This window comes from Streptomyces sp. LX-29 (assembly GCF_029541745.1).
In the GTDB taxonomy this organism is placed as follows: Bacteria; Actinomycetota; Actinomycetes; order Streptomycetales; family Streptomycetaceae; genus Streptomyces.
Window position 1 is genome coordinate 3,918,593 of the sequence record NZ_CP089746.1, and the last position, 17,630, is coordinate 3,936,222.

Annotated in this window: 16 protein-coding genes; 8 read left to right on the plus strand and 8 right to left on the minus strand. The window is 70.6% G+C overall.

From position 1 onward, the window contains the following. Positions 1-254: 254 nt before the first annotated feature. Entirely contained in the window at positions 255-1,880 is a 1,626-nt protein-coding gene (locus tag LRS74_RS16850; protein ID WP_277741765.1) for a protein kinase, read from the plus strand. 293 nt (positions 1,881-2,173) lie between these two features. Here the strand turns inward: LRS74_RS16850 and LRS74_RS16855 are convergent, their stop codons facing one another. The 3 genes from LRS74_RS16855 to LRS74_RS16865 all read right to left on the minus strand — a co-directional run bounded on the left by LRS74_RS16855 (position 2,174) and on the right by LRS74_RS16865 (position 4,695). Continuing rightward, the gene (locus LRS74_RS16855; protein WP_277741766.1) at positions 2,174-3,238 is read right to left on the minus strand and encodes a phosphotransferase; all 1,065 of its coding nucleotides are present in this window, start codon (positions 3,236-3,238) and stop codon (positions 2,174-2,176) included. Between the two features lie 24 nt (positions 3,239-3,262). Beyond that, on the minus strand, positions 3,263-3,688 hold the full coding sequence (locus tag LRS74_RS16860) for a pyridoxamine 5'-phosphate oxidase family protein (RefSeq protein WP_277741767.1): 426 nt from the start codon (positions 3,686-3,688) through the stop codon (positions 3,263-3,265). Positions 3,689-3,993: 305 nt separating this feature from the next. Further along, positions 3,994-4,695, minus strand: a complete 702-nt coding sequence (locus LRS74_RS16865) for a response regulator transcription factor (protein WP_277741769.1) — start codon at positions 4,693-4,695, stop codon at positions 3,994-3,996. 347 nt (positions 4,696-5,042) lie between these two features. Here LRS74_RS16865 and pdhA point away from each other — a divergent pair, with 347 nt between their 5' ends. From pdhA to LRS74_RS16880, 3 genes are read left to right on the plus strand one after another with little or no spacing between them, the layout of a single operon-like run. After that, positions 5,043-6,197: a pyruvate dehydrogenase (acetyl-transferring) E1 component subunit alpha gene (gene pdhA / locus LRS74_RS16870; RefSeq protein WP_144383205.1), complete on the plus strand. Its 1,155-nt coding sequence runs from the start codon at positions 5,043-5,045 to the stop codon at positions 6,195-6,197. A gap of 1 nt (position 6,198) precedes the next feature. Beyond that, positions 6,199-7,179 carry an alpha-ketoacid dehydrogenase subunit beta gene (locus tag LRS74_RS16875; RefSeq protein WP_144383206.1) on the plus strand — a complete coding sequence of 327 codons (981 nt, stop codon included), beginning with the start codon at positions 6,199-6,201 and terminating at the stop codon, positions 7,177-7,179. 23 nt (positions 7,180-7,202) lie between these two features. Further along, positions 7,203-8,615 (plus strand): dihydrolipoamide acetyltransferase family protein, encoded by a 1,413-nt coding sequence (locus LRS74_RS16880; protein WP_277741770.1) that lies wholly within the window; start codon positions 7,203-7,205, stop codon positions 8,613-8,615. A gap of 177 nt (positions 8,616-8,792) precedes the next feature. Here LRS74_RS16880 and LRS74_RS16885 read toward each other — a convergent pair whose 3' ends face one another. The 3 genes from LRS74_RS16885 to LRS74_RS16895 are packed head-to-tail and all read right to left on the minus strand — an operon-like array spanning position 8,793 to position 10,837. Continuing rightward, positions 8,793-9,137, minus strand: coding sequence for a hypothetical protein (locus LRS74_RS16885; protein ID WP_277741771.1), 345 nt, complete (start codon positions 9,135-9,137; stop codon positions 8,793-8,795). Beyond that, positions 9,134-10,429: a hypothetical protein gene (locus tag LRS74_RS16890; protein ID WP_277741772.1), complete on the minus strand. Its 1,296-nt coding sequence runs from the start codon at positions 10,427-10,429 to the stop codon at positions 9,134-9,136. Before LRS74_RS16890 ends, LRS74_RS16885 begins: the two co-directional genes overlap by 4 nt. A gap of 24 nt (positions 10,430-10,453) precedes the next feature. Further along, positions 10,454-10,837 (minus strand): hypothetical protein, encoded by a 384-nt coding sequence (locus LRS74_RS16895; protein ID WP_277741773.1) that lies wholly within the window; start codon positions 10,835-10,837, stop codon positions 10,454-10,456. Positions 10,838-11,630: 793 nt separating this feature from the next. On the opposite strand from LRS74_RS16895, the gene LRS74_RS16900 reads away from it, so the two are divergent. From LRS74_RS16900 to LRS74_RS16915, 4 genes are all read left to right on the plus strand, one after another. Beyond that, entirely contained in the window at positions 11,631-12,692 is a 1,062-nt protein-coding gene (locus LRS74_RS16900) for a type III polyketide synthase (RefSeq protein ID WP_277741774.1), read from the plus strand. A gap of 93 nt (positions 12,693-12,785) precedes the next feature. Then, a complete protein-coding gene (locus LRS74_RS16905) occupies positions 12,786-13,985 on the plus strand; it encodes a cytochrome P450 (RefSeq protein ID WP_277741775.1) in 1,200 nt (399 codons plus the stop codon). 99 nt (positions 13,986-14,084) lie between these two features. Further along, positions 14,085-14,819 carry a GntR family transcriptional regulator gene (locus LRS74_RS16910; protein WP_277741776.1) on the plus strand — a complete coding sequence of 245 codons (735 nt, stop codon included), beginning with the start codon at positions 14,085-14,087 and terminating at the stop codon, positions 14,817-14,819. Beyond that, positions 14,816-16,129: an MFS transporter gene (locus LRS74_RS16915; RefSeq protein WP_277741777.1), complete on the plus strand. Its 1,314-nt coding sequence runs from the start codon at positions 14,816-14,818 to the stop codon at positions 16,127-16,129. Before LRS74_RS16910 ends, LRS74_RS16915 begins: the two co-directional genes overlap by 4 nt. Before the next feature lie 168 nt (positions 16,130-16,297). Here the strand turns inward: LRS74_RS16915 and LRS74_RS16920 are convergent, their stop codons facing one another. Next, entirely contained in the window at positions 16,298-16,702 is a 405-nt protein-coding gene (locus LRS74_RS16920) for a DUF1992 domain-containing protein (protein ID WP_277741778.1), read from the minus strand. An 83-nt stretch (positions 16,703-16,785) separates the two neighbouring features. Further along, complete coding sequence (locus tag LRS74_RS16925; protein WP_277741779.1) at positions 16,786-17,613, minus strand: maleylpyruvate isomerase family mycothiol-dependent enzyme; 828 nt, start codon at positions 17,611-17,613, stop codon at positions 16,786-16,788. Positions 17,614-17,630 lie beyond the last annotated feature (17 nt).

The window sequence follows — 17,630 nt, forward strand, 5'->3', positions numbered from 1 at the left end:
CTAGATGACTCGATATCTTGGCCAAGTCTGCCCCAGGCCACGGACACGTCAAGCCGAGTGCCCGTTCCGTGACCGGATGCGCAAGAAGCCGTCACGTGATTTGCGTCGCTTCGACCTCAACGGGTTTGATGACCGGTCCATCACGGACCGGTGCACCCCGCGGAGCCTGTAGCGTTCACTATCAGAGCAATCAGCGCGCACCGTACGCACCGTAACCGCCCGCGCGAGCGGACAGACCACGACGGCGAGGACCGATGGCACAGACCCAGAGCGCCCAGGGGCCCTCCGAACCTGACGCCAACGGGACGTCCGGAATGTCGGATTCTGCAGAGTTGTGGGGCAACGGCGGACTGGTCGGTGACGGCCGCTACCGCCTCACCGGCCGCCTCGGCCGCGGCGGCATGGCGGAGGTGTTCGCCGCCGAGGACGTCCGGTTGGGCCGCACCGTCGCGGTGAAGCTGCTCCGCGCCGACCTCGCCGAGGACCCGGTCTCCAAGGCCCGCTTCACGCGCGAGGCGCAGTCGGTCGCCGGTCTGAACCACCACGCCGTGGTCGCCGTCTACGACTCCGGCGAGGACGTGGTCGGCCAGCAGACCGTCCCCTACATCGTGATGGAACTGGTCGAGGGCCACACCATCCGCGATCTGCTGCTCAACGCGGACGCGCCGCCGCCGGACCAGGCGCTGATCATCGTCTCCGGGGTGCTGGAGGCGCTGGCCTACAGCCACCAGCACGGCATCGTGCACCGCGACATCAAGCCCGCGAACGTGATCATCACCAACAGCGGCGCGGTCAAGGTCATGGACTTCGGCATCGCCCGCGCGCTGCACGGGGCGTCCACCACCATGACCCAGACCGGCATGGTCATGGGCACCCCCCAGTACCTCTCGCCGGAGCAGGCGCTGGGCAAGGCCGTCGACCACCGCTCGGACCTCTACGCCACCGGCTGTCTGCTGTACGAGCTGCTGGCGCAGCGCCCGCCGTTCGTCGGCGAGACCCCGCTCTCCGTCGTCTACCAGCACGTCCAGGACATCCCGGTGCCGCCCTCGGAGGTCTCCGGCGGCGCGGTGCCGCCGGAGCTGGACGGCATGGTGATGCGCGCCCTGGCCAAGGACCCGGACGACCGGTTCCAGAGCGCCGAGGAGATGCGCGGGCTGGTGCAGTACGCGCTGCAGATGCTCCAGGAGGCCGGCGGCCACACCGGCACCTGGAACACCGGTCCGGTCACCCAGCACCTCGGCGCCTCCACCCCGGCCATGGGCATGCCGAGCACCACCGCCCTGCCGCACCCCGGCCACGGCGACACCTCCCAGCAGCCGCTGCTGACCGGCGGCTACCGCGACGACGACGGCGGCTTCGACGGCGGCTCGCGGCCCTCCGGCGGGGGCGGCCGCCGCCGGGTGTGGCTGCTGGCGGTGCTCGCCGTCATCGCGATCGCGGCCGGCGTCGCCTTCGCGATGAAGCTCAGTGGCAACGACAAGGAAACGCCGACCAAGCCCAAGCAGAGCCAGAGCTCCAGCAAGGATCCGAAGTCCGAGGAGCCGAGCAAGAAGCCGACGACGGCCCCGCCCGACACCGGGATCCCGGGCGGCGGCGATGTGCCGGACAACAACACCGGCGCCCCGCAGACGGGTGGCGGCGGCGGGAACTGGCCGACGGGCAACAGGCCGACCAACACCTACAGCCCCGGCCCGACCGGCGTGCCCAGCGGTGAGCCGAGCGGCGGCGTGACGACCGCCCCGACCGACGTGCCGTCGGATCCGGTCACCACGCCGCCGCCGACGGTCCCGACGGGCGACGACAGCGGCGGTGGCGGGGAGAGCCCGCCCACGGACCCGGAGCCGCCCACGGGCGGCGGCGAGGACCCCGTGGACGGCTGACCGGCCCCGAGGCCACGAGCTGTCCGTACGCCCCGCGCGGGGGCTCTCCACGCCCCGCGCGGGGCGTACGTGTTCCCGCGGCCGTTTGTGGCAGCGGCAGCGGCAGCGCCGGGAGACGGCAGTGGCGGCGGCAGGGGCGGTGGCCTTCCCGCCGTCCGTGGCCGCCCGGCCGCACCCGTACGTCTCGGCCGTCTCGGCCGCACACATGCCCTCGGGGCCGGTACGCCCGCTCCGGCGGCCGTACGGGCTGCCGCGTGGCCCGGCCACCCGCCCGGGACCTCCACGGCACCGGGTCAGGCGACGAACGCCTCGCGTACGGCGTCGTATTCGCGGGTCCACCACACCGCCAGGGCCGCCGCGGCGGGGAACTGGGGGTCCGCGCGGTGGTCGCCGAGCTGGTAGTGCCAGCGCAGCATCCAGAAGTCGTTGAGGCGCTCCCACCACACGCGGTGCACGGCGGCGGCGAGTTCGTCCTGTCCGGCGCCGATGGCGCAGCGGTAGGCCCGCGCGTACGGGCGCACCTTCGACAGCTCCAGGGTGCCGCAGGGGCGCACGAAGAAGATGGCGGCGGCCCGTACCGCCTCCTCCGCGCGCGGCTGTACGCCCAGCCGGTCCCAGTCGACGATCGCGGCGGGCTCGGCGTCCCGGTAGAGCAGGTTGAGCGGGTGGAAGTCGCCGTGCACCCAGCCGGTGGCGGGGACGGTGCTCGCTTCCGGGCGGCGGTGGGCGTGCCGTTCCAGCAGGGCGCGGCGTTCGAGCAGCCGGTGTTCGGCCAGTTCGTCGAAGGCGTCGCGGGAGCGGCGGGCGCGGGCGAGGGCCAACAGCTGGTCGATGAGGGCGAAGGTGTGCTCCGGGTCGGCGCCGGTGACGTCCGGGGCGTGCGAGGCGTCGCGGGGCGCGGGCGTCCGCGGGTCGATGACCTCTTCCAGGCAGGTGTGGACCAGCCCGAGCAGGGCGCCCAGCCGCCACGACTGGGCGCGGTTGAGTTCGGCGCCGTCCCGGTGGCGCCCCTCCACCCACGGGTGCAGGGCGTAGCAGCGCCCGTCGAGGACCGAGACCGTGGCGCCGTCGACGTCGGCGATCGGCGGCGCCACCGGCAGTCCGCGCGCGCCCAGCCGGCGGGTGACGCGGTGTTGTCGGGCGAGGGCGGTCCGGTCGCCGTCGAGATGGTGTTTGAGGAAGAACCGGCCGCGGGTGGTGGTGAGGTGGTACCCGCGGTTGAGCAGGCCCTGCGTGAGCGGTTCGCAGGACAGCAACTCCCCGATGAGTGTGGATTCGTAGCGGCGCAGCAGGGCGTTCAGTGTCGCCCCGTCGGGAGAAGCGGTGGTCTCGGCGAGGGTGACATGTGAGCGCGGCACGCGCCAGATGTTAAATCACCCGGGTCATCCGGGTTGCCGGGGTTGACGGTTGGGCACGCCTGCGATGTGATGGACGGTCATGAACCGTGGCCGGACCCGGAGATAGACCGGCTCGAAGGGGGCGCCGTCGGCGGTCCGCGGGGCCGCGCCGAAGCGTTCCAACTCCGCCGGTGCCGGGGTGCTCACGCGTGCGGTGCCGACGCACTGCACGCTCCAGAACTCGTCCTCGCCCGCGTCAACGGTGTCCACCCCGTACGCCACCACATGGCCGTCGCACGCGCGGTGGTATCCGTGCCCGCGGTGCATCCGCAGCACCACCTCGTCGTCGATGACGATGTGCCGTGTCACGGTGACGGACGGTAGCGCCCCCATGCTGACCGAGAGCCGCCCGTACGGGCTGCGGGCCAGCAGCGCCATGGCGCGGTGGTCGACGGTGGCATCGGGAGGCATGGCCCCCACCTTCGCGGCACGCCGCCGCCCTTCGATAGGGGCGGCGGCCCCTCTCCGGTGGGGCCGTAGGTCCCGATTGCGGCGGAAAGGCCACGGGCTGGGACGTGCCGGGACGCTCCGGTCCTTAACTCCCCCGAACGGAGGCGTGCGCTATCACCCGATGGGGCACATTTTGGACGTCTCACCGCTCGGCCCTCCCGTCCGTCCGCGCGCTGTCCCGGCCCACCGCCTCGGTCGGGCATTCCTGATCGGGCGCTCGGTCGTCCCGCCGGGCCCGGGGGCTCGGCCGGGCCGCTCGCGGTCCTTCAGCCGGCCTTGCCGCCCTCTCCAGGTCTCCGGCCCTCCCGGGACGGTCCGGAGGCCTGGAGGCGGGCGACGTAGGCCGCGGCCTGGGAGCGCCGCTCCATGCCCAGCTTCGACAGCAGGCTGGAGACGTAGTTCTTGATGGTCTTCTCCGCGAGGTGGAGCCGCTCGCCGATGGCGCGGTTGGTGAGGCCCTCGCCGATCAGGTCGAGGATCCGGCGCTCCTGCTCGGTGAGGGCGGCCAGCCGCTCGTCGCCCTTGGGGCTGGTCCCGTCCCGCAGCCGCTCCAGGACGCGCGCGGTGGCGACCGGGTCCAGCAGCGACTTCCCGGCGGCCACGTCCCGTACGGCGGAGAGCAGTTCGCTGCCGCGGATGGCCTTGAGGACATAGCCCGAGGCGCCCGCCATGATCGCGTCGAACAGGGCCTCGTCGTCCGCGAAGGAGGTGAGCATGAGGCACTTGATGGAGTCGTCACGCGAGCGGACCTCACGGCAGACCTCGACGCCGCTGCCGTCCGGCAGGCGAACGTCCAGTACGGCGACATCGGGGTGGGCGGCCGGGATGCGGGCGAGCGCGTCCGCCGCGGTACCGGCCTCTCCGACCACCTCGATGTCCGGTTCCACGGCCAGGAGCTCGTGCACGCCACGCCGGACTACTTCATGGTCATCGAGCAGAAATACCGTGATTTTTCCTTCTTCGCGCACGGAATCCAGTCTCACACACAAAGTCTTCCCTTGCTCTTGTCCTGCGGGATAACGTGCCGCTGTTCCGGCGTCCTGTGGGGCCGTGACCAGTGCATGTTCCCGACGGCTGTCGATTTACTTGGAAATCCAAGCAAAATTGCAGGTCAGAGGGGGTTTCGCAGAGATGCGACGCACTGGGTAACGTGCTTTTTGCGGGCCAACCGCCGGGACACCTGTCGCGCCTCGTCGGACCACGACGCACCCACCCCGTGCGCCGCGGGCCCACAGGCGAGCCTCCCCCAGTCTTCGACCGGGGGGACACCAAGGCCACCGGCGAACCCGGAGGCCGGACAGACGGAGGAGCACACGTGACCGTGGACAGCCCTGCCGCGCGCAAGCCACGCCGCAGCAGCAGCAAGCGCGCCAGCAGCGCCAAGCAACGCCCGGCGGACGAACCCCAGCTCGTCCAGCTGCTGACCCCCGAAGGCAAGCGGGTCGAGCACCCGGACTACTCCATCGACCTGACCGCCGAAGAGCTGCGCGGGCTGTACCGGGACATGGTGCTCACCCGCCGTTTCGACGGCGAGGCCACCACCCTCCAGCGCCAGGGCGAGCTGGGCCTGTGGGCCTCGCTGCTGGGCCAGGAGGCCGCGCAGATCGGCTCCGGCCGTGCGCTGCGCGACGACGACTACGTCTTCCCGACCTACCGCGAACACGGCGTCGCCTGGTGTCGGGGGGTCGACCCGACCAATCTGCTGGGCATGTTCCGCGGCGTGAACCACGGCGGCTGGGACCCCAACAGCAACAACTTCCACCTCTACACCATCGTGATCGGTTCGCAGACGCTGCACGCGACCGGATACGCGATGGGTGTGGCGAAGGACGGCGCGGACTCCGCCGTCATCGCGTATTTCGGCGACGGTGCCTCCAGCCAGGGTGATGTGGCCGAGGCGTTCACCTTCTCCGCGGTCTACAACGCGCCGGTCGTGTTCTTCTGCCAGAACAACCAGTGGGCCATCTCCGAGCCCACCGAGCGGCAGACCCGCGTTCCGCTCTACCAGCGCGCCCAGGGCTTCGGCTTCCCCGGCGTCCGGGTCGACGGCAACGACGTCCTGGCCTGCCTCGCGGTCACCAGGGCCGCCCTGGAGCGGGCCCGCACCGGCCAGGGGCCGATGCTGATCGAGGCGTTCACCTACCGGATGGGCGCCCACACCACCTCCGACGACCCCACCCGCTACCGCACCTCCGAGGAGCGGGAGCTGTGGGAGGCCAAGGACCCGATCCTGCGGCTGCGCACCCTGCTCACCGAGGAGGGCCACGCGGACGAGGCGTACTTCGCCGAGGTCGAGGCCGAGGCCGACGCGCTCGCCAAGCGGGTCCGGGAGGCCGTGCGGTCCATGCCGGACCCGGAGGACATGGCCATGTTCGACCACATCTACGCCGACGGTCACGCCCTGGTGGACGAGGAGCGCGCCGCCTACGCCGAGTACCAGGCTTCGTTCGTGACCGAGGAGGGCAACTGACATGGCCGGCGAGAAGATGTCGCTCTCCAAGGCGATCAACGCGTCGCTGCGCACCGCGCTGGAGAACGACCCCAAGGTCCTGATCATGGGTGAGGACGTCGGCAAGCTCGGCGGCGTCTTCCGGATCACCGACGGTCTGCAGAAGGACTTCGGCGAGGACCGTGTCATCGACACCCCGCTGGCCGAGTCCGGCATCATCGGCACCGCCATCGGTCTGGCGCTGCGCGGCTACCGCCCCGTCGCCGAGATCCAGTTCGACGGCTTCGTCTTCCCCGCGTACGACCAGATCGTCACGCAGCTGGCGAAGATGCACGCCCGTGCGCTCGGCAAGGTCAAGCTGCCGGTCGTCATCCGCATTCCCTACGGCGGTGCCATCGGCGCCGTCGAGCACCACAGCGAGTCTCCCGAGGCCCTGTTCGCGCACGTCGCGGGCCTGAAGGTGGTCTCCCCGTCGAACGCCTCGGACGCCTACTGGATGCTCCAGCAGGCCATCCAGAGCGACGACCCGGTGATCTACTTCGAGCCCAAGCGCCGCTATCACGACAAGTCCGAGGTCGACGTCTCCGCCATCCCCGACCCGCTGCACGCGGCGCGGGTGGCGCGCGAGGGCGCCGACCTGACGCTGGCGGCCTACGGCCCGATGGTGAAGGTCTGCCTGGACGCCGCCGCGGCCGCCGCCGAGGAGGGCAAGTCGATCGAGGTGCTGGACCTGCGGTCCATGTCGCCGATCGACTTCGACAGCATCCAGCGATCGGTCGAGAAGACCGGCAGGCTGGTGGTGGTGCACGAGGCTCCGGTCTTCCTGGGCACGGGCTCGGAGATCGCCGCTCGGATCACCGAGCGGTGCTTCTACCACCTGGAGGCCCCGGTGCTGCGGGTTGGCGGCTTCCACGCCCCGTACCCGCCGTCCCGACTCGAGGACGAGTACCTTCCGGGACTGGACCGAGTACTCGACGCCGTCGACCGCGCGCTGGCGTACTGAAGGGCTTGAGGAGAGTCGTGACCATGGCTGCAACCGATCAGCGCTTCCGCGAGTTCAAGATGCCCGACGTGGGCGAGGGGCTCACCGAGGCCGAGATCCTCAAGTGGTACGTCGCCCCGGGCGACACGGTGTCGGACGGTCAGGTGGTCTGCGAGGTCGAGACCGCCAAGGCCGCCGTCGAACTGCCCATCCCCTACGACGGCGTGGTGCACGAGCTGCGCTTCGGCGAGGGCGTCACGGTGGACGTCGGTACGGTGATCATCACCGTGGACACGGGGGCGTCCGAGGGCGAGCCGGCACCGGCCCCCGCGGCCGCCGCCTCCACCGCTTCCACCCCCTCCACCGAGGACGAGGAGCCCCAGGGCCGTCAGGCGGTGCTCGTCGGCTACGGCGCCGCCCCGTCCTCCACCAAGCGCCGCCCGCGCAAGCCGCGCCCGGGCCAGCCGGTCCCGGCGCAGCCGAACCCCGCGGCGGCGGCCCTCCAGGGGGAGCTCAACGGCCATGTCGGCGTGCCGTTGCCGACCGCCTCCGCCTTCGCGGCCCCCACCACCGCCCGGCCGCTGGCCAAGCCCCCGGTCCGCAAGCTCGCCAAGGACCTGGGCATCGACCTGACCACGGTCACCCCGACCGGCCCGGACGGCACCATCACCCGCGAGGACGTCCACAAGGCGGCCGCGCCCGTGGCCCCGGTCGCCGAGCCGGTGGCGGAGCCCGTCGCGGAGGTCCCGGCCGGCGCCCGCGAGCGTCGCGTCCCCGTCAAGGGCGTACGGAAGGCCACCGCCCAGGCGATGGTCGCCAGCGCCTTCACCGCCCCGCACGTCACGGAGTTCATCACCGTCGACGTCACCCGCACCATGAAGCTCGTGGCGGAGCTCAAGCAGGACCCGGACCTGGCCGGGCTGCGCATCAACCCGCTGCTGCTGGTCGCCAAGGCGCTGCTGCTCGCCATCCGGCGCAACCCGGAGATCAGCGCCGCCTGGGACGAGGCCGCGCAGGAGATCGTCTACAAGGACTACGTCAACCTCGGCATCGCGGCCGCCACGCCGCGCGGTCTGATCGTCCCGAACATCAAGGACGCGGGCGCCAAGACCCTCCCCGAGCTGGCGACGGCCCTGGCCGACCTGGTCGCGACCGCCCGCGAGGGCAAGACCAGCCCGGCGGACATGTCCGGCGGCACGGTCACCATCACCAACGTCGGCGTCTTCGGCGTCGACACCGGCACCCCCATCCTCAACCCCGGCGAGTCGGCGATCCTCGCTGTCGGAGCCATCAAGCTCCAACCGTGGGTCCACAAGGGCAAGGTCAAGCCGCGCCAGGTGACCACCCTCGCCCTCTCCTTCGACCACCGCCTGGTCGACGGCGAACTGGGCTCCAAGGTCCTCGCCGACACGGCGGCCATCCTGGAGAACCCGAAGCGGCTCATCACCTGGGGCTGATCCCGTCACATCATGACCGGCCGGGCCAGGAGCAAGGCGTCCTGGCCCGGCCGGTCGTGTCTCGCCGGCCACCGCTCATACCGGAGGAACGCGTCCGTCCCGACCGGCCACCGGGTCGACCGGAACGACCGTACGGTCCAGGGCGCCTCCACCGTGTGGGAACTCCTTCTTAGACGCTTACACCGTGGGGGCGAGGAGCGTGAGTCGTAGTACGGCGGCGACGGCCATCAGCCCGGGAATCGCGCACCACCACGCACGCAGCCAGCCCGTCGCGGTGAAGAACAGAGTGGGAAGCGAGAGCAGCACGCAGGCCCCAAGCGCCATGCCCGAGGCGAGCTGGGAATGGAAGACGGCTTCTTTGTCCCACGGTCCGGATGGCTCGACCTCGTATGCGACGAAGGTGAAGTAGCCGATCACGAGGTTACAAGGAATGAGGATGGCGATGCATACCGCCGTGCGGAGCCAGGCGTGACTGGTCCGGGCTGGGCGGGTGTGCGGCCTCTCCGTGCTGCCGTTGCTCATTTCAGGGCGCCCTTGGCTTGGTCCAGTTTGCTGTTGAAGCCCCGACCGTAGGCTTGGGCGTCATCGCCGGCGTAGTAAGGGCCGCCGTTGTAGCGCGCGGCGAGATCCTGCATCTGCTCGCGGGTCATCTCGTTCGGTGGAACGTCGGCGTACGGGCTTTCCGCTTTGAGTTGGGCCAGGTACTCGGCGGCGATGAATATGTTCTGTGCCGGGTCACGAGCCGCCTTGTAGACCTGGACCCGTTCCTGCTCACTCATGTCGGTGGGGTCGTAGCCCAGCACCTCGGCGGCACGTCGGACCTGGATGGCTATGGGCCCCACTGAGGTCTTGTCCGCGTCGCCGGGAATTTCGGGATACAGGGCACGCCACTTGAATACCTGAGCGTCTAGCCAGGAGGGTTGTCCTTCAACTTCCTGCCAAGCGATGCCGGCGAGCATCTCAGGCGGAAGTCCCGAGTCCTGCGCGGCAGCCTGGATGAGCGCTTTGTTGCCGGAGATGTAGTCACGACGGTTGTCGTCGGAATCCGACCGCCACATGAGGTAGTGACCCTGTGCCTCCGGTAGCCCGGCCACCCGCATCTGGATCTGGTACAGCTTCTCGTTGACCCCCTTGTTCTGGTTGTCCATGGGGAAGTAGTCCGTCTTGGTGCCCGAGCCGGACAGCTGCACGTTCGGGTCGCGGCTTGCCTCCTTCGCCTCGCCGCGCAGGATGCCCAGGCCCTTCAGGATCTGCTCCGAGTCGCCGAAGTCGCCCCGGAAGTCGGGCAGGTCCCGCTTGGCCGCCTTGACCGCTGCCACGCAGGTGCTGCGCGCTTCGGACTCCACGCGCAGGGCGTCGCCGTAGTGCGTCTTGGTCTGGCTGTAGTAGGTGGCGGCTTTCTCCCGGACCTCGCCGGCTATGCCTCCGATCTCAAGCCACCGCCAGGCATCCTCGGAGTCCCGTACCGCCTCCCACTGGCGCAGCGGCTCGCTGGCTCCGTCGGCTTCGCCGGGCATGATCTCGACGAGTTTCGCTTCGGTGGTCTTGCCGCTCGTGTAGTGCTCCTGGGCGACGGCGTCGGCGTAGGTCGCCAGGGCCGTGGCCACCTTGCGGAAGCCCTGCGACAAGGCGTCGGCGAGGTCCTTGGCCTCCTTGAGCCGATGGACGTAGAGGTCCTTGGCCTCGCTGCGCCAGTCGGTCCCTTCGGCCTTCAGGAAGGCGCTGTCGGTGGACTCGATCAGGTCGTGGAGTCGCCGGAACTCCTGGCTGTTGCGCTCGATGAGGACTGGATTGGAGTGCTCAAGAAACTCCACTGATTCACGGTATGCCACAGCGGATCACCGATCCTCGGAGGCGACGAGACGGCCGTGTTTGAGGATCGCCTCCATGCTCTTGCGGGCAGCGAGGTCGGTCTCGGTGTAGTCGTTGCCGGCTGCGGACAGCTTCGTGGAGAGCGCCGCCAGCAGTAGCACCATGTCCTCGTACTGGTCCTTGGCGAAGTCGGCGAACGACCAGACGGTTCCGGCTATCTCGTAGTGCGACCGCGGCACACGGCACAATGTCGCGTTCTCGCCGTCCATTCGGCCTTCGTAGAGCAGGCCAGCGATCTCGACGAGCAGGTGCGAGCTTCCGTTGATGGAAGCGGCATTCGCCGTGAATCCATCATCAGACGTGGTCGACTGGCCTTCGTGGGAGACACCGTCGGCGTGGTTCAACTGCATCTGCCCGGACCCTGCCTCGGCTATGGCTGGATCTCCGTCGTAGGACAAGGTTCCCCCCTCTTCCCTTGGCGCAACAGCCCCCGAATGATGGCACGGGCACGGGGCACGGGTTGTCGAGCCATCGCGTTGTGGCCGGAATGCGTGGGGCGGCTCAGCGGCGTTGGGCGGCATGCGGATCGGCCGGGTGCACGTATCGTCTCGCGCCTCCGGCGCAGAGCGGGCAGCAGCGGAGGGGGAGGGGCGGGCTCAGCACCATCGCCGGCTGCGGGGTGGTGCTCGGTGACCGGTGGATGAGAGGCAGGGCGGGGCGGCGGGGGAGCTTCCGGTTTCCGCCGGACTCAGAACACCCCCTCAGAGTTGCTTGACCAAGAGCAAGTATCCAGTTAAGCGATTCTGAGAAGGGGTACCGCAGTCGTCGCGGATCAGCGGATGAGATGGATCAGACGGGCGATCTCGGGCACCGGTGCCGTGCCGCTGCCGGTGGGTGCCGTCACCTTCCACCGGGCCGCCGGGCGGCGATGGTGCTGAGCCCGCCTCGTTCCTCGCCGCTGCTGCCCGTTCTGCGCCGCAGGCGCGAGACGAAAGCCGCACCCGGCAGGGCTGAATGCCGCCCCGCGGTGCGTCGCCGGAAGGCAGTGCGCAGGGCAGTGCGCAAGGCACTGCCCTTCCGGGCGGTGCGGTCGGCGGGGTCGCTCGTACGGACGTACACCGCAGGCGGGCCGCCCGAGGCCGTGGTGCCATCGGGTTACAGCCCAGGGGACATGCCCTTGGCCAGGCGCGAAGGATGCGAACCGTGGCGGTCTTGTGCAGGCCAGCGGTGGCGGTGCCGGAGCACGTCGTCACCCTGGACGAAACCCTCGAACTGGCCAGTCGAATACATGCGGACCATCCGCATCTACCGCTGGTACTGCGGCTCATCGAGCACACGGGGGTGTGTGAGCGTCACATCATCCGGCCGATGGCCGAGACCCTGGAGCACCCGGGTTTCGAGACCCGGAACCGGTTGTACGAGGAGCACGCGAAGAAGCGGGTGCCGGACGTGATCCGGCAGGCGCTGGCCAACGCGGAGCTGGAGACGGAGGACATCGACCTGATCGTCTACGTCTCGTGTACCGGCTTCATGATGCCGTCGATGACGGCGTGGTTGATCAACGCGATGGACTTCAAGCCGGTGACGCGACAGCTGCCCATCGCGCAGATGGGCTGTGCCGCCGGTGGGGCGGCGATCAATCGGGCACATGACTTCTGCATGGCCTACCCGGACAAGAACGCGCTGATCGTGGCGTGTGAGTTCTGCTCGCTGTGCTACCAGCCGACGGACGTGGGCATCGGGCAGCTGCTGTCGGACGGGCTGTTCGGCGACGGCATCGCGGCGGCGGTCATCAAGGGTGGGGAGACCGGGAGCGGGATCCGGCTGGAGCGGAACGGCTCGCACCTGGTGCCGGGGACCGAGGACTGGATCAGCTACGCGATCAAGGCCACCGGCTTCCACTTCCAGTTGGACAAGCGGGTGCCGGGGACGATGGAGCAGCTCGCCCCGGTGCTGCGGGAGTTGATGGAAGGCCATGGCTGGGACGCCTCCGGGCTGGACTTCTACATCGTGCACGCGGGCGGCCCCCGGCTCCTGGACGACCTGGTCAAGTTCCTGGACGTGCCGCCGGAGGTGTTCCGGCACAGCAAGGCGACGCTGACCGAGTACGGCAACATCGCCAGCGCGCTGGTGCTGGACGCGCTGGACCGGCTCTTCGAGGAGGGCTCGATGAAGCACTCCGCGCGCGGCATCATCGCGGGCTTCGGGCCGGGGATCACCGCCGAGATGACGATCGGCACCTGGCAGGAGAACGGCCACCGCTGAGGCGGCGGCTCCCGCGTCGCGCCCGTAGCCGTGCCGTACCGCACCCCGTACCGCCGTACCCGCCGCGTACCCGCCTAGTTTGGAGCACCCGTCATGAAACCCGACGTCACGACCTGCCCCTTCGACTTCGCCCAGGGGCTGGAGTTCGACCCCACGCTGCGGCAGCTGATGGAGGAGGGCCCCATCGCCCGCATCCGGCTGCCGTACGGCGACGGCGAGGCATGGCTGGTCACCCGGTACGAGGACGTGCGGACGGTCACCACCGACCGCCGGTTCAGCCGGAACGCGGTCGTGGGCCGGGACTACCCGCGGCTGACGCCGGAGCCCATCGTGCAGCCCGAAGCGATCAACGTGATGGACCCGCCCGCCAGCAGCCGGCTGCGCAGCCTGGTCTCCAAGGGCTTCGCGCCGCGCCATGTGGAGCGCATGCGGGAGCGCACCCAGCACGTGGTGAACGAGCTGCTGGACCGGATGGCGGAGCACGGCCCGCCCGCCGACCTGTTCAAGCACCTCGCGCAGCCGCTGCCCATGACGACGATCTGCGAGGTCCTCGACATTCCGGAGTCGGACCGTCCCACGCTGCGCTCCCACGCCTGGACGATGATGCGCATGGGCGCCGCGGGCAAGGAGGACGCCATCCGGGCCAAGGCCGAGCTGCGCGCCTATTTCGCCGAGGTGACCGCGGAGCGACGGGCGAACCCCGGGGACGACCTGATCAGCACCCTGGCCACGGCCCGTGACGGGGACGAGATCCTCGACGACGACGAACTGACCGTCATGGCCATGGTGTTGCTCATCACCGGCCAGGACACCACCACGTACGAGATCGGGAACATCTCGTACACCATGCTCACCCGGCCCGAGGTGCTCTCCGTGCTGCGCGACCGGCCGGAGAAGCGCGCGCAGGCGATCGAGGAGCTGCTGCGCTACATCCCGTTCCGCAAGGGCGTCGGCATTCCGCGGGTCGCTCTGGAGGACGTGGAGCTGGGTGGGGTGAGGATCCGCGCCGGCGACTTCGTGCACGTCTCCTACCTGGCCGCCAACCGGGACGGGGACAGGTTCGAGCGGCCCGACGAGCTGGACCTGGAGCGGCCCTCGCAGCCGCACATGACCTTCGGCTGGGGAGGTCACCACTGTCTCGGCGCCCCGCTGGCCTCCCTGGAGTTCGAGGTCGCGATCGGCACCCTGCTGGACCGCTTCCCCGGCCTGAAGCTGGCCGTGGCGGAGGACGAGGTGCCCTGGAACACCAACTCGATCTGGCGCTACCCGTTGGAGCTGCCGGTCGCCTGGTGAGGGCCGAACTCCCGTCGAGGGAAGCGGCTTTGGGCAGGGCTCATCCCGGATCGCGGACGGGCCCTGCCCACGTATACGTGTTGTATCTATGATGTGTTCATGGCCCCCGCCCCCGCTCCCGCAGCCCATCGCCCGCTTGCCTCCGCCGCGGGGGCCGAAACCGCCTCACCCTCCGCGGCGGCCCCCGCGTCGGCCAAGCAGCCACCCGCCGCCGAGCGCGTCTACGCCCACGTCAAACGTGCCGTCCTCGACCGCAGCTACGAGGGCGGCACGCTGCTGACCGAGGGCGATCTCGCCGAGGCGGTCGGCGTCTCCCGCACCCCCGTCCGGGAGGCCCTGCTGCGCCTGGAGGTCGAGGGGCTGATCAAGCTCTACCCCAAGAAGGGCGCCCTGGTGCTGCCGGTGTCGGCGCAGGAGATCGCCGACGTGGTGGAGACCCGGCTGCTGGTCGAGGAGCACGCGGTGCGCAGGGCCGCCCCGGCGCCGCGCGCCGAGCTGCTGGACCGGCTGGCGCTGCTCCTCGCCGAGCAGCAGCGGCACGCGGACGCCGGCGACCTGGCCGCCGTCGCCGACAGCGACCGCGCCTTCCACGCCGAGATCGTCCGCAGCGCGGGCAACCAGATCCTCTACCGGCTCTACGACCAGTTGCGCGACCGACAGCTGCGGATGGGCGTCGCCGTGATGCACGCCCACCCCGACCGGATCGCGAAGAACATCGCCGAGCACGGCGAGATCCTCGACGCGCTGCGCGCGGGCGACGCGGACGCGGCCGCCGCCGTGGTGCACCGGCACGTGGGATGGGTGCGCAACCTCGCCCGCGGTGACGTGCGATGAGCACGGCGGGGGGAGAGATAGCCGCCCTGCCCGGCGACCCACCGGGCGGGCGCCGCGCGGTCCTCGTCTGGGGGCTGGGCGTGGCGGTCTACTTCGTCGCCATCACCTACCGGACCAGTCTGGGAGTCGCGGGGCTGGACGCGGCGGAGCGCTTCGACATCAACGCCTCCGCGCTGTCCACCTTCTCCATCCTCCAACTGCTGGTCTACGCCGGCATGCAGATACCCGTCGGCCTGATGGTCGACCGGCTGGGCACCCGCAAGGTCCTCACGCTGGGCGCGCTGCTCTTCACCCTGGGCCAGACCGGCTTCGCCTTCTCGCACTCCTACGGCATGGCGCTGGCCTCCCGCGCGCTGCTCGGCTGCGGGGACGCGATGACCTTCATCAGCGTGCTGCGGCTGGGCGCCCGCTGGTTCCCCGCGCGCAGGGGTCCGCTGATAGCCCAGGTGGCGGCGTTGTGCGGGATGGCGGGCAACCTGATCTCGACGCTGGTCCTCGCCCAACTGCTGCACCACTTCGGCTGGACGCGCACCTTCGCGGGCAGCGCCGTCGGCGGGGCGCTGGTGGTGTCGCTGGCGGTGCTCTTCCTGCGCGACCACCCCAAGGGGCACGAGCCGCCCCCGGCGGCCCGCGGCGGCGGCCGTGGCTTCGTCCGGCGGCAGATCGCCGACGCCTGGCGGGAGCCGGGCACCCGGCTGGGGATGTGGGTGCACTTCACCGGCCAGTTCCCCGCCCTGGTCTTCCTGCTGCTGTGGGGGATGCCGTTCCTGGTGGAGGCGCAGGGGCTGTCCCGTGCGACCGCCAGCGAGCTGCTGACCCTGGTGGTGCTCTCCAGCATGGTGATCGGTCTGGTCTACGGGCAGATCATCGCCCGCCACCACGCGGCCCGTACGCCGCTGGCGCTGGGCACCGTCGCCGCTACCGCGCTCAGCTGGGCGGCGGTGCTGACCTGGCCGCGCGGGCACGCCCCGCTGTGGCTGCTGATCACGCTCTGCGTGGTGCTGGGCGCCTGCGGCCCCGCCTCAATGATCGGTTTCGACTTCGCCCGGCCGGCCAACCCGCCCGAGCGCATCGGCACCGCCTCCGGCATCGTCAACATGGGCGGTTTCATCGCGTCCATGACCACCCTGCTGGCCATCGGCGTGCTCCTGGACGCCACCGGCGACGACTACCGGGCCGCCTTCGCCTCGATCTTCGTACTCCAGGCGCTGGGCACCGCCCAGATCCTGCGGCTGCGCGGACGCGCGCACCGACGGGAGCGGGAGCGGGTGGTGGCCAGCCGCGTGGAGGCCGTCCACGTACCGGCCTGAGCGGCTGTAGTGAATTCGGCTGTGGCGCAGCAGCGCCCGAAGGGGCGCGGGGCTGTGCCAGATGTGCGGCTGCCGCCGCGTGGGCGCGACCAGCGACAACGGACCCGCAGACGATCGACGGCCCATGCAGGCACGTCCCGCGGAGCCCCTGCGTACGCCGGCAGGCTCTCAGGCGCCGTGGCGGCGTTCACGCCAGTCGCGTACGACGGCCTCCGGGTCGAAGGGCGTCAGGCCCAGCGGGGGACCGCTGGGCGGGCGCCGGAGGTTCTCCCGGATCCTCTCGTTGATCTCGGCGATGATCCGGCGCACCTGGGACTCGCTCGCGGCGTGCTCCGCCGCGGCGAGCGCGTCCTCCGCGTCCCTCCGCAGGGCGAGCGTCGGAGGCAGCACGGACAGGTGCTCGCGGGCCATCTTGCGCTTGATCCACCACTCCTCGTCGTACGGCACGTCGAGGCCGGGAAGGGGCTTTCCGAAGCCGGGCAGGTCGGCGAAGTCGCCGCGGGCCTCGGCCTCGCGTATCTGCTTGTCGGCGAACGACTCGAAGCTGACGCCGGGGGGCTTGCGCTCGGTCATACCTCGATTGTCGCGCGACCGGCCGCGAGGGCCAGGGGCGCCGGCCACGGGGTCCGGTAGCAGGGTCCGGCCAGGGGGATCGGCTACGGGGTCAGGGAGAAGTTCCGCAGGATCGCCTGGGCGAGCTCCAGGTCGCCATCGGTCTTGAGCCGGTCGGCGACGGCCTCCGGGCGCACCCGGCCGCAGCTCAGCCGCACATACGTCTCCCAGTCCATGGAGAGCGTGACGGTGGGCCCGAGCGAGACGCTGCCGTCGAGCGTCGCGCGCCCCTCGGCGTCGACGCGGACGGTGCGCATGAACTCCACGGGGCCGGTGACGTCGAGCACCACGGTCGAGTGGGCGGGCGCGGCGGCGAGCTTGGCGACGATCTCGGGCAGGCCGTCCAGAAGCACGTCACGGGCGACGTGGGCGCCGGGGGAGTCCAGGTTGCCGGGCTGGTTCAGCGCCCGGCGCAGGTCCTGTTCGTGCACCCAGACGTCGAAGGCCCGCAGCAGCAGGGCGTGTTCCAGGGTGACCTCCGCGCCGCCGAGCGGGCCGCGCACCAGGGTGTCGGGGGACCGCTTCTCGTTGCGCAGCTGGCGGGACCGGCGGATGACGGTGTACTCCAGTTCGGACGTCATCTCGGGCGCGGTGTGGCAGCGCCGCACATCCACCTGAACCTCCATGTACCGGGAGAGTTCGTCGGTGACGTGGAACAGGTCGCGCGGCAGCGAGTGGATCGGGCGGGGGTCGCCGAGCATCTCGGTCTCCAGGCCGATGACGTGCGAGACGACGTCCCGCACCGACCAACCGGGGCATTCGGTGGCCCGGTTCCACTCGCCCTCCACGAGTGGCGCCACCAACTCGGATATCGCTTCGACGGAATGGGTCCAAGCGTCGACGGAGGTCTGCAGGCTGGGATGGACGGTCACGGGACCCCTCGGGCGGT

Coding starts and splice junctions, on each gene's coding strand:
- LRS74_RS16850 (WP_277741765.1), top strand. CDS start 255: ATGGCACAGACCCAGAGCGCCCAGGGGCCCTCCGAACCTGACGCCAAC.
- LRS74_RS16860 (WP_277741767.1), bottom strand. CDS start 3,688: ATGCCTCCCGATGCCACCGTCGACCACCGCGCCATGGCGCTGCTGGCC.
- LRS74_RS16875 (WP_144383206.1), top strand. CDS start 6,199: ATGGCCGGCGAGAAGATGTCGCTCTCCAAGGCGATCAACGCGTCGCTG.
- LRS74_RS16880 (WP_277741770.1), top strand. CDS start 7,203: ATGGCTGCAACCGATCAGCGCTTCCGCGAGTTCAAGATGCCCGACGTG.
- LRS74_RS16885 (WP_277741771.1), bottom strand. CDS start 9,137: ATGAGCAACGGCAGCACGGAGAGGCCGCACACCCGCCCAGCCCGGACC.
- LRS74_RS16895 (WP_277741773.1), bottom strand. CDS start 10,837: ATGCAGTTGAACCACGCCGACGGTGTCTCCCACGAAGGCCAGTCGACC.
- LRS74_RS16905 (WP_277741775.1), top strand. CDS start 12,786: ATGAAACCCGACGTCACGACCTGCCCCTTCGACTTCGCCCAGGGGCTG.
- LRS74_RS16910 (WP_277741776.1), top strand. CDS start 14,085: ATGGCCCCCGCCCCCGCTCCCGCAGCCCATCGCCCGCTTGCCTCCGCC.
- LRS74_RS16915 (WP_277741777.1), top strand. CDS start 14,816: ATGAGCACGGCGGGGGGAGAGATAGCCGCCCTGCCCGGCGACCCACCG.
- LRS74_RS16920 (WP_277741778.1), bottom strand. CDS start 16,702: ATGACCGAGCGCAAGCCCCCCGGCGTCAGCTTCGAGTCGTTCGCCGAC.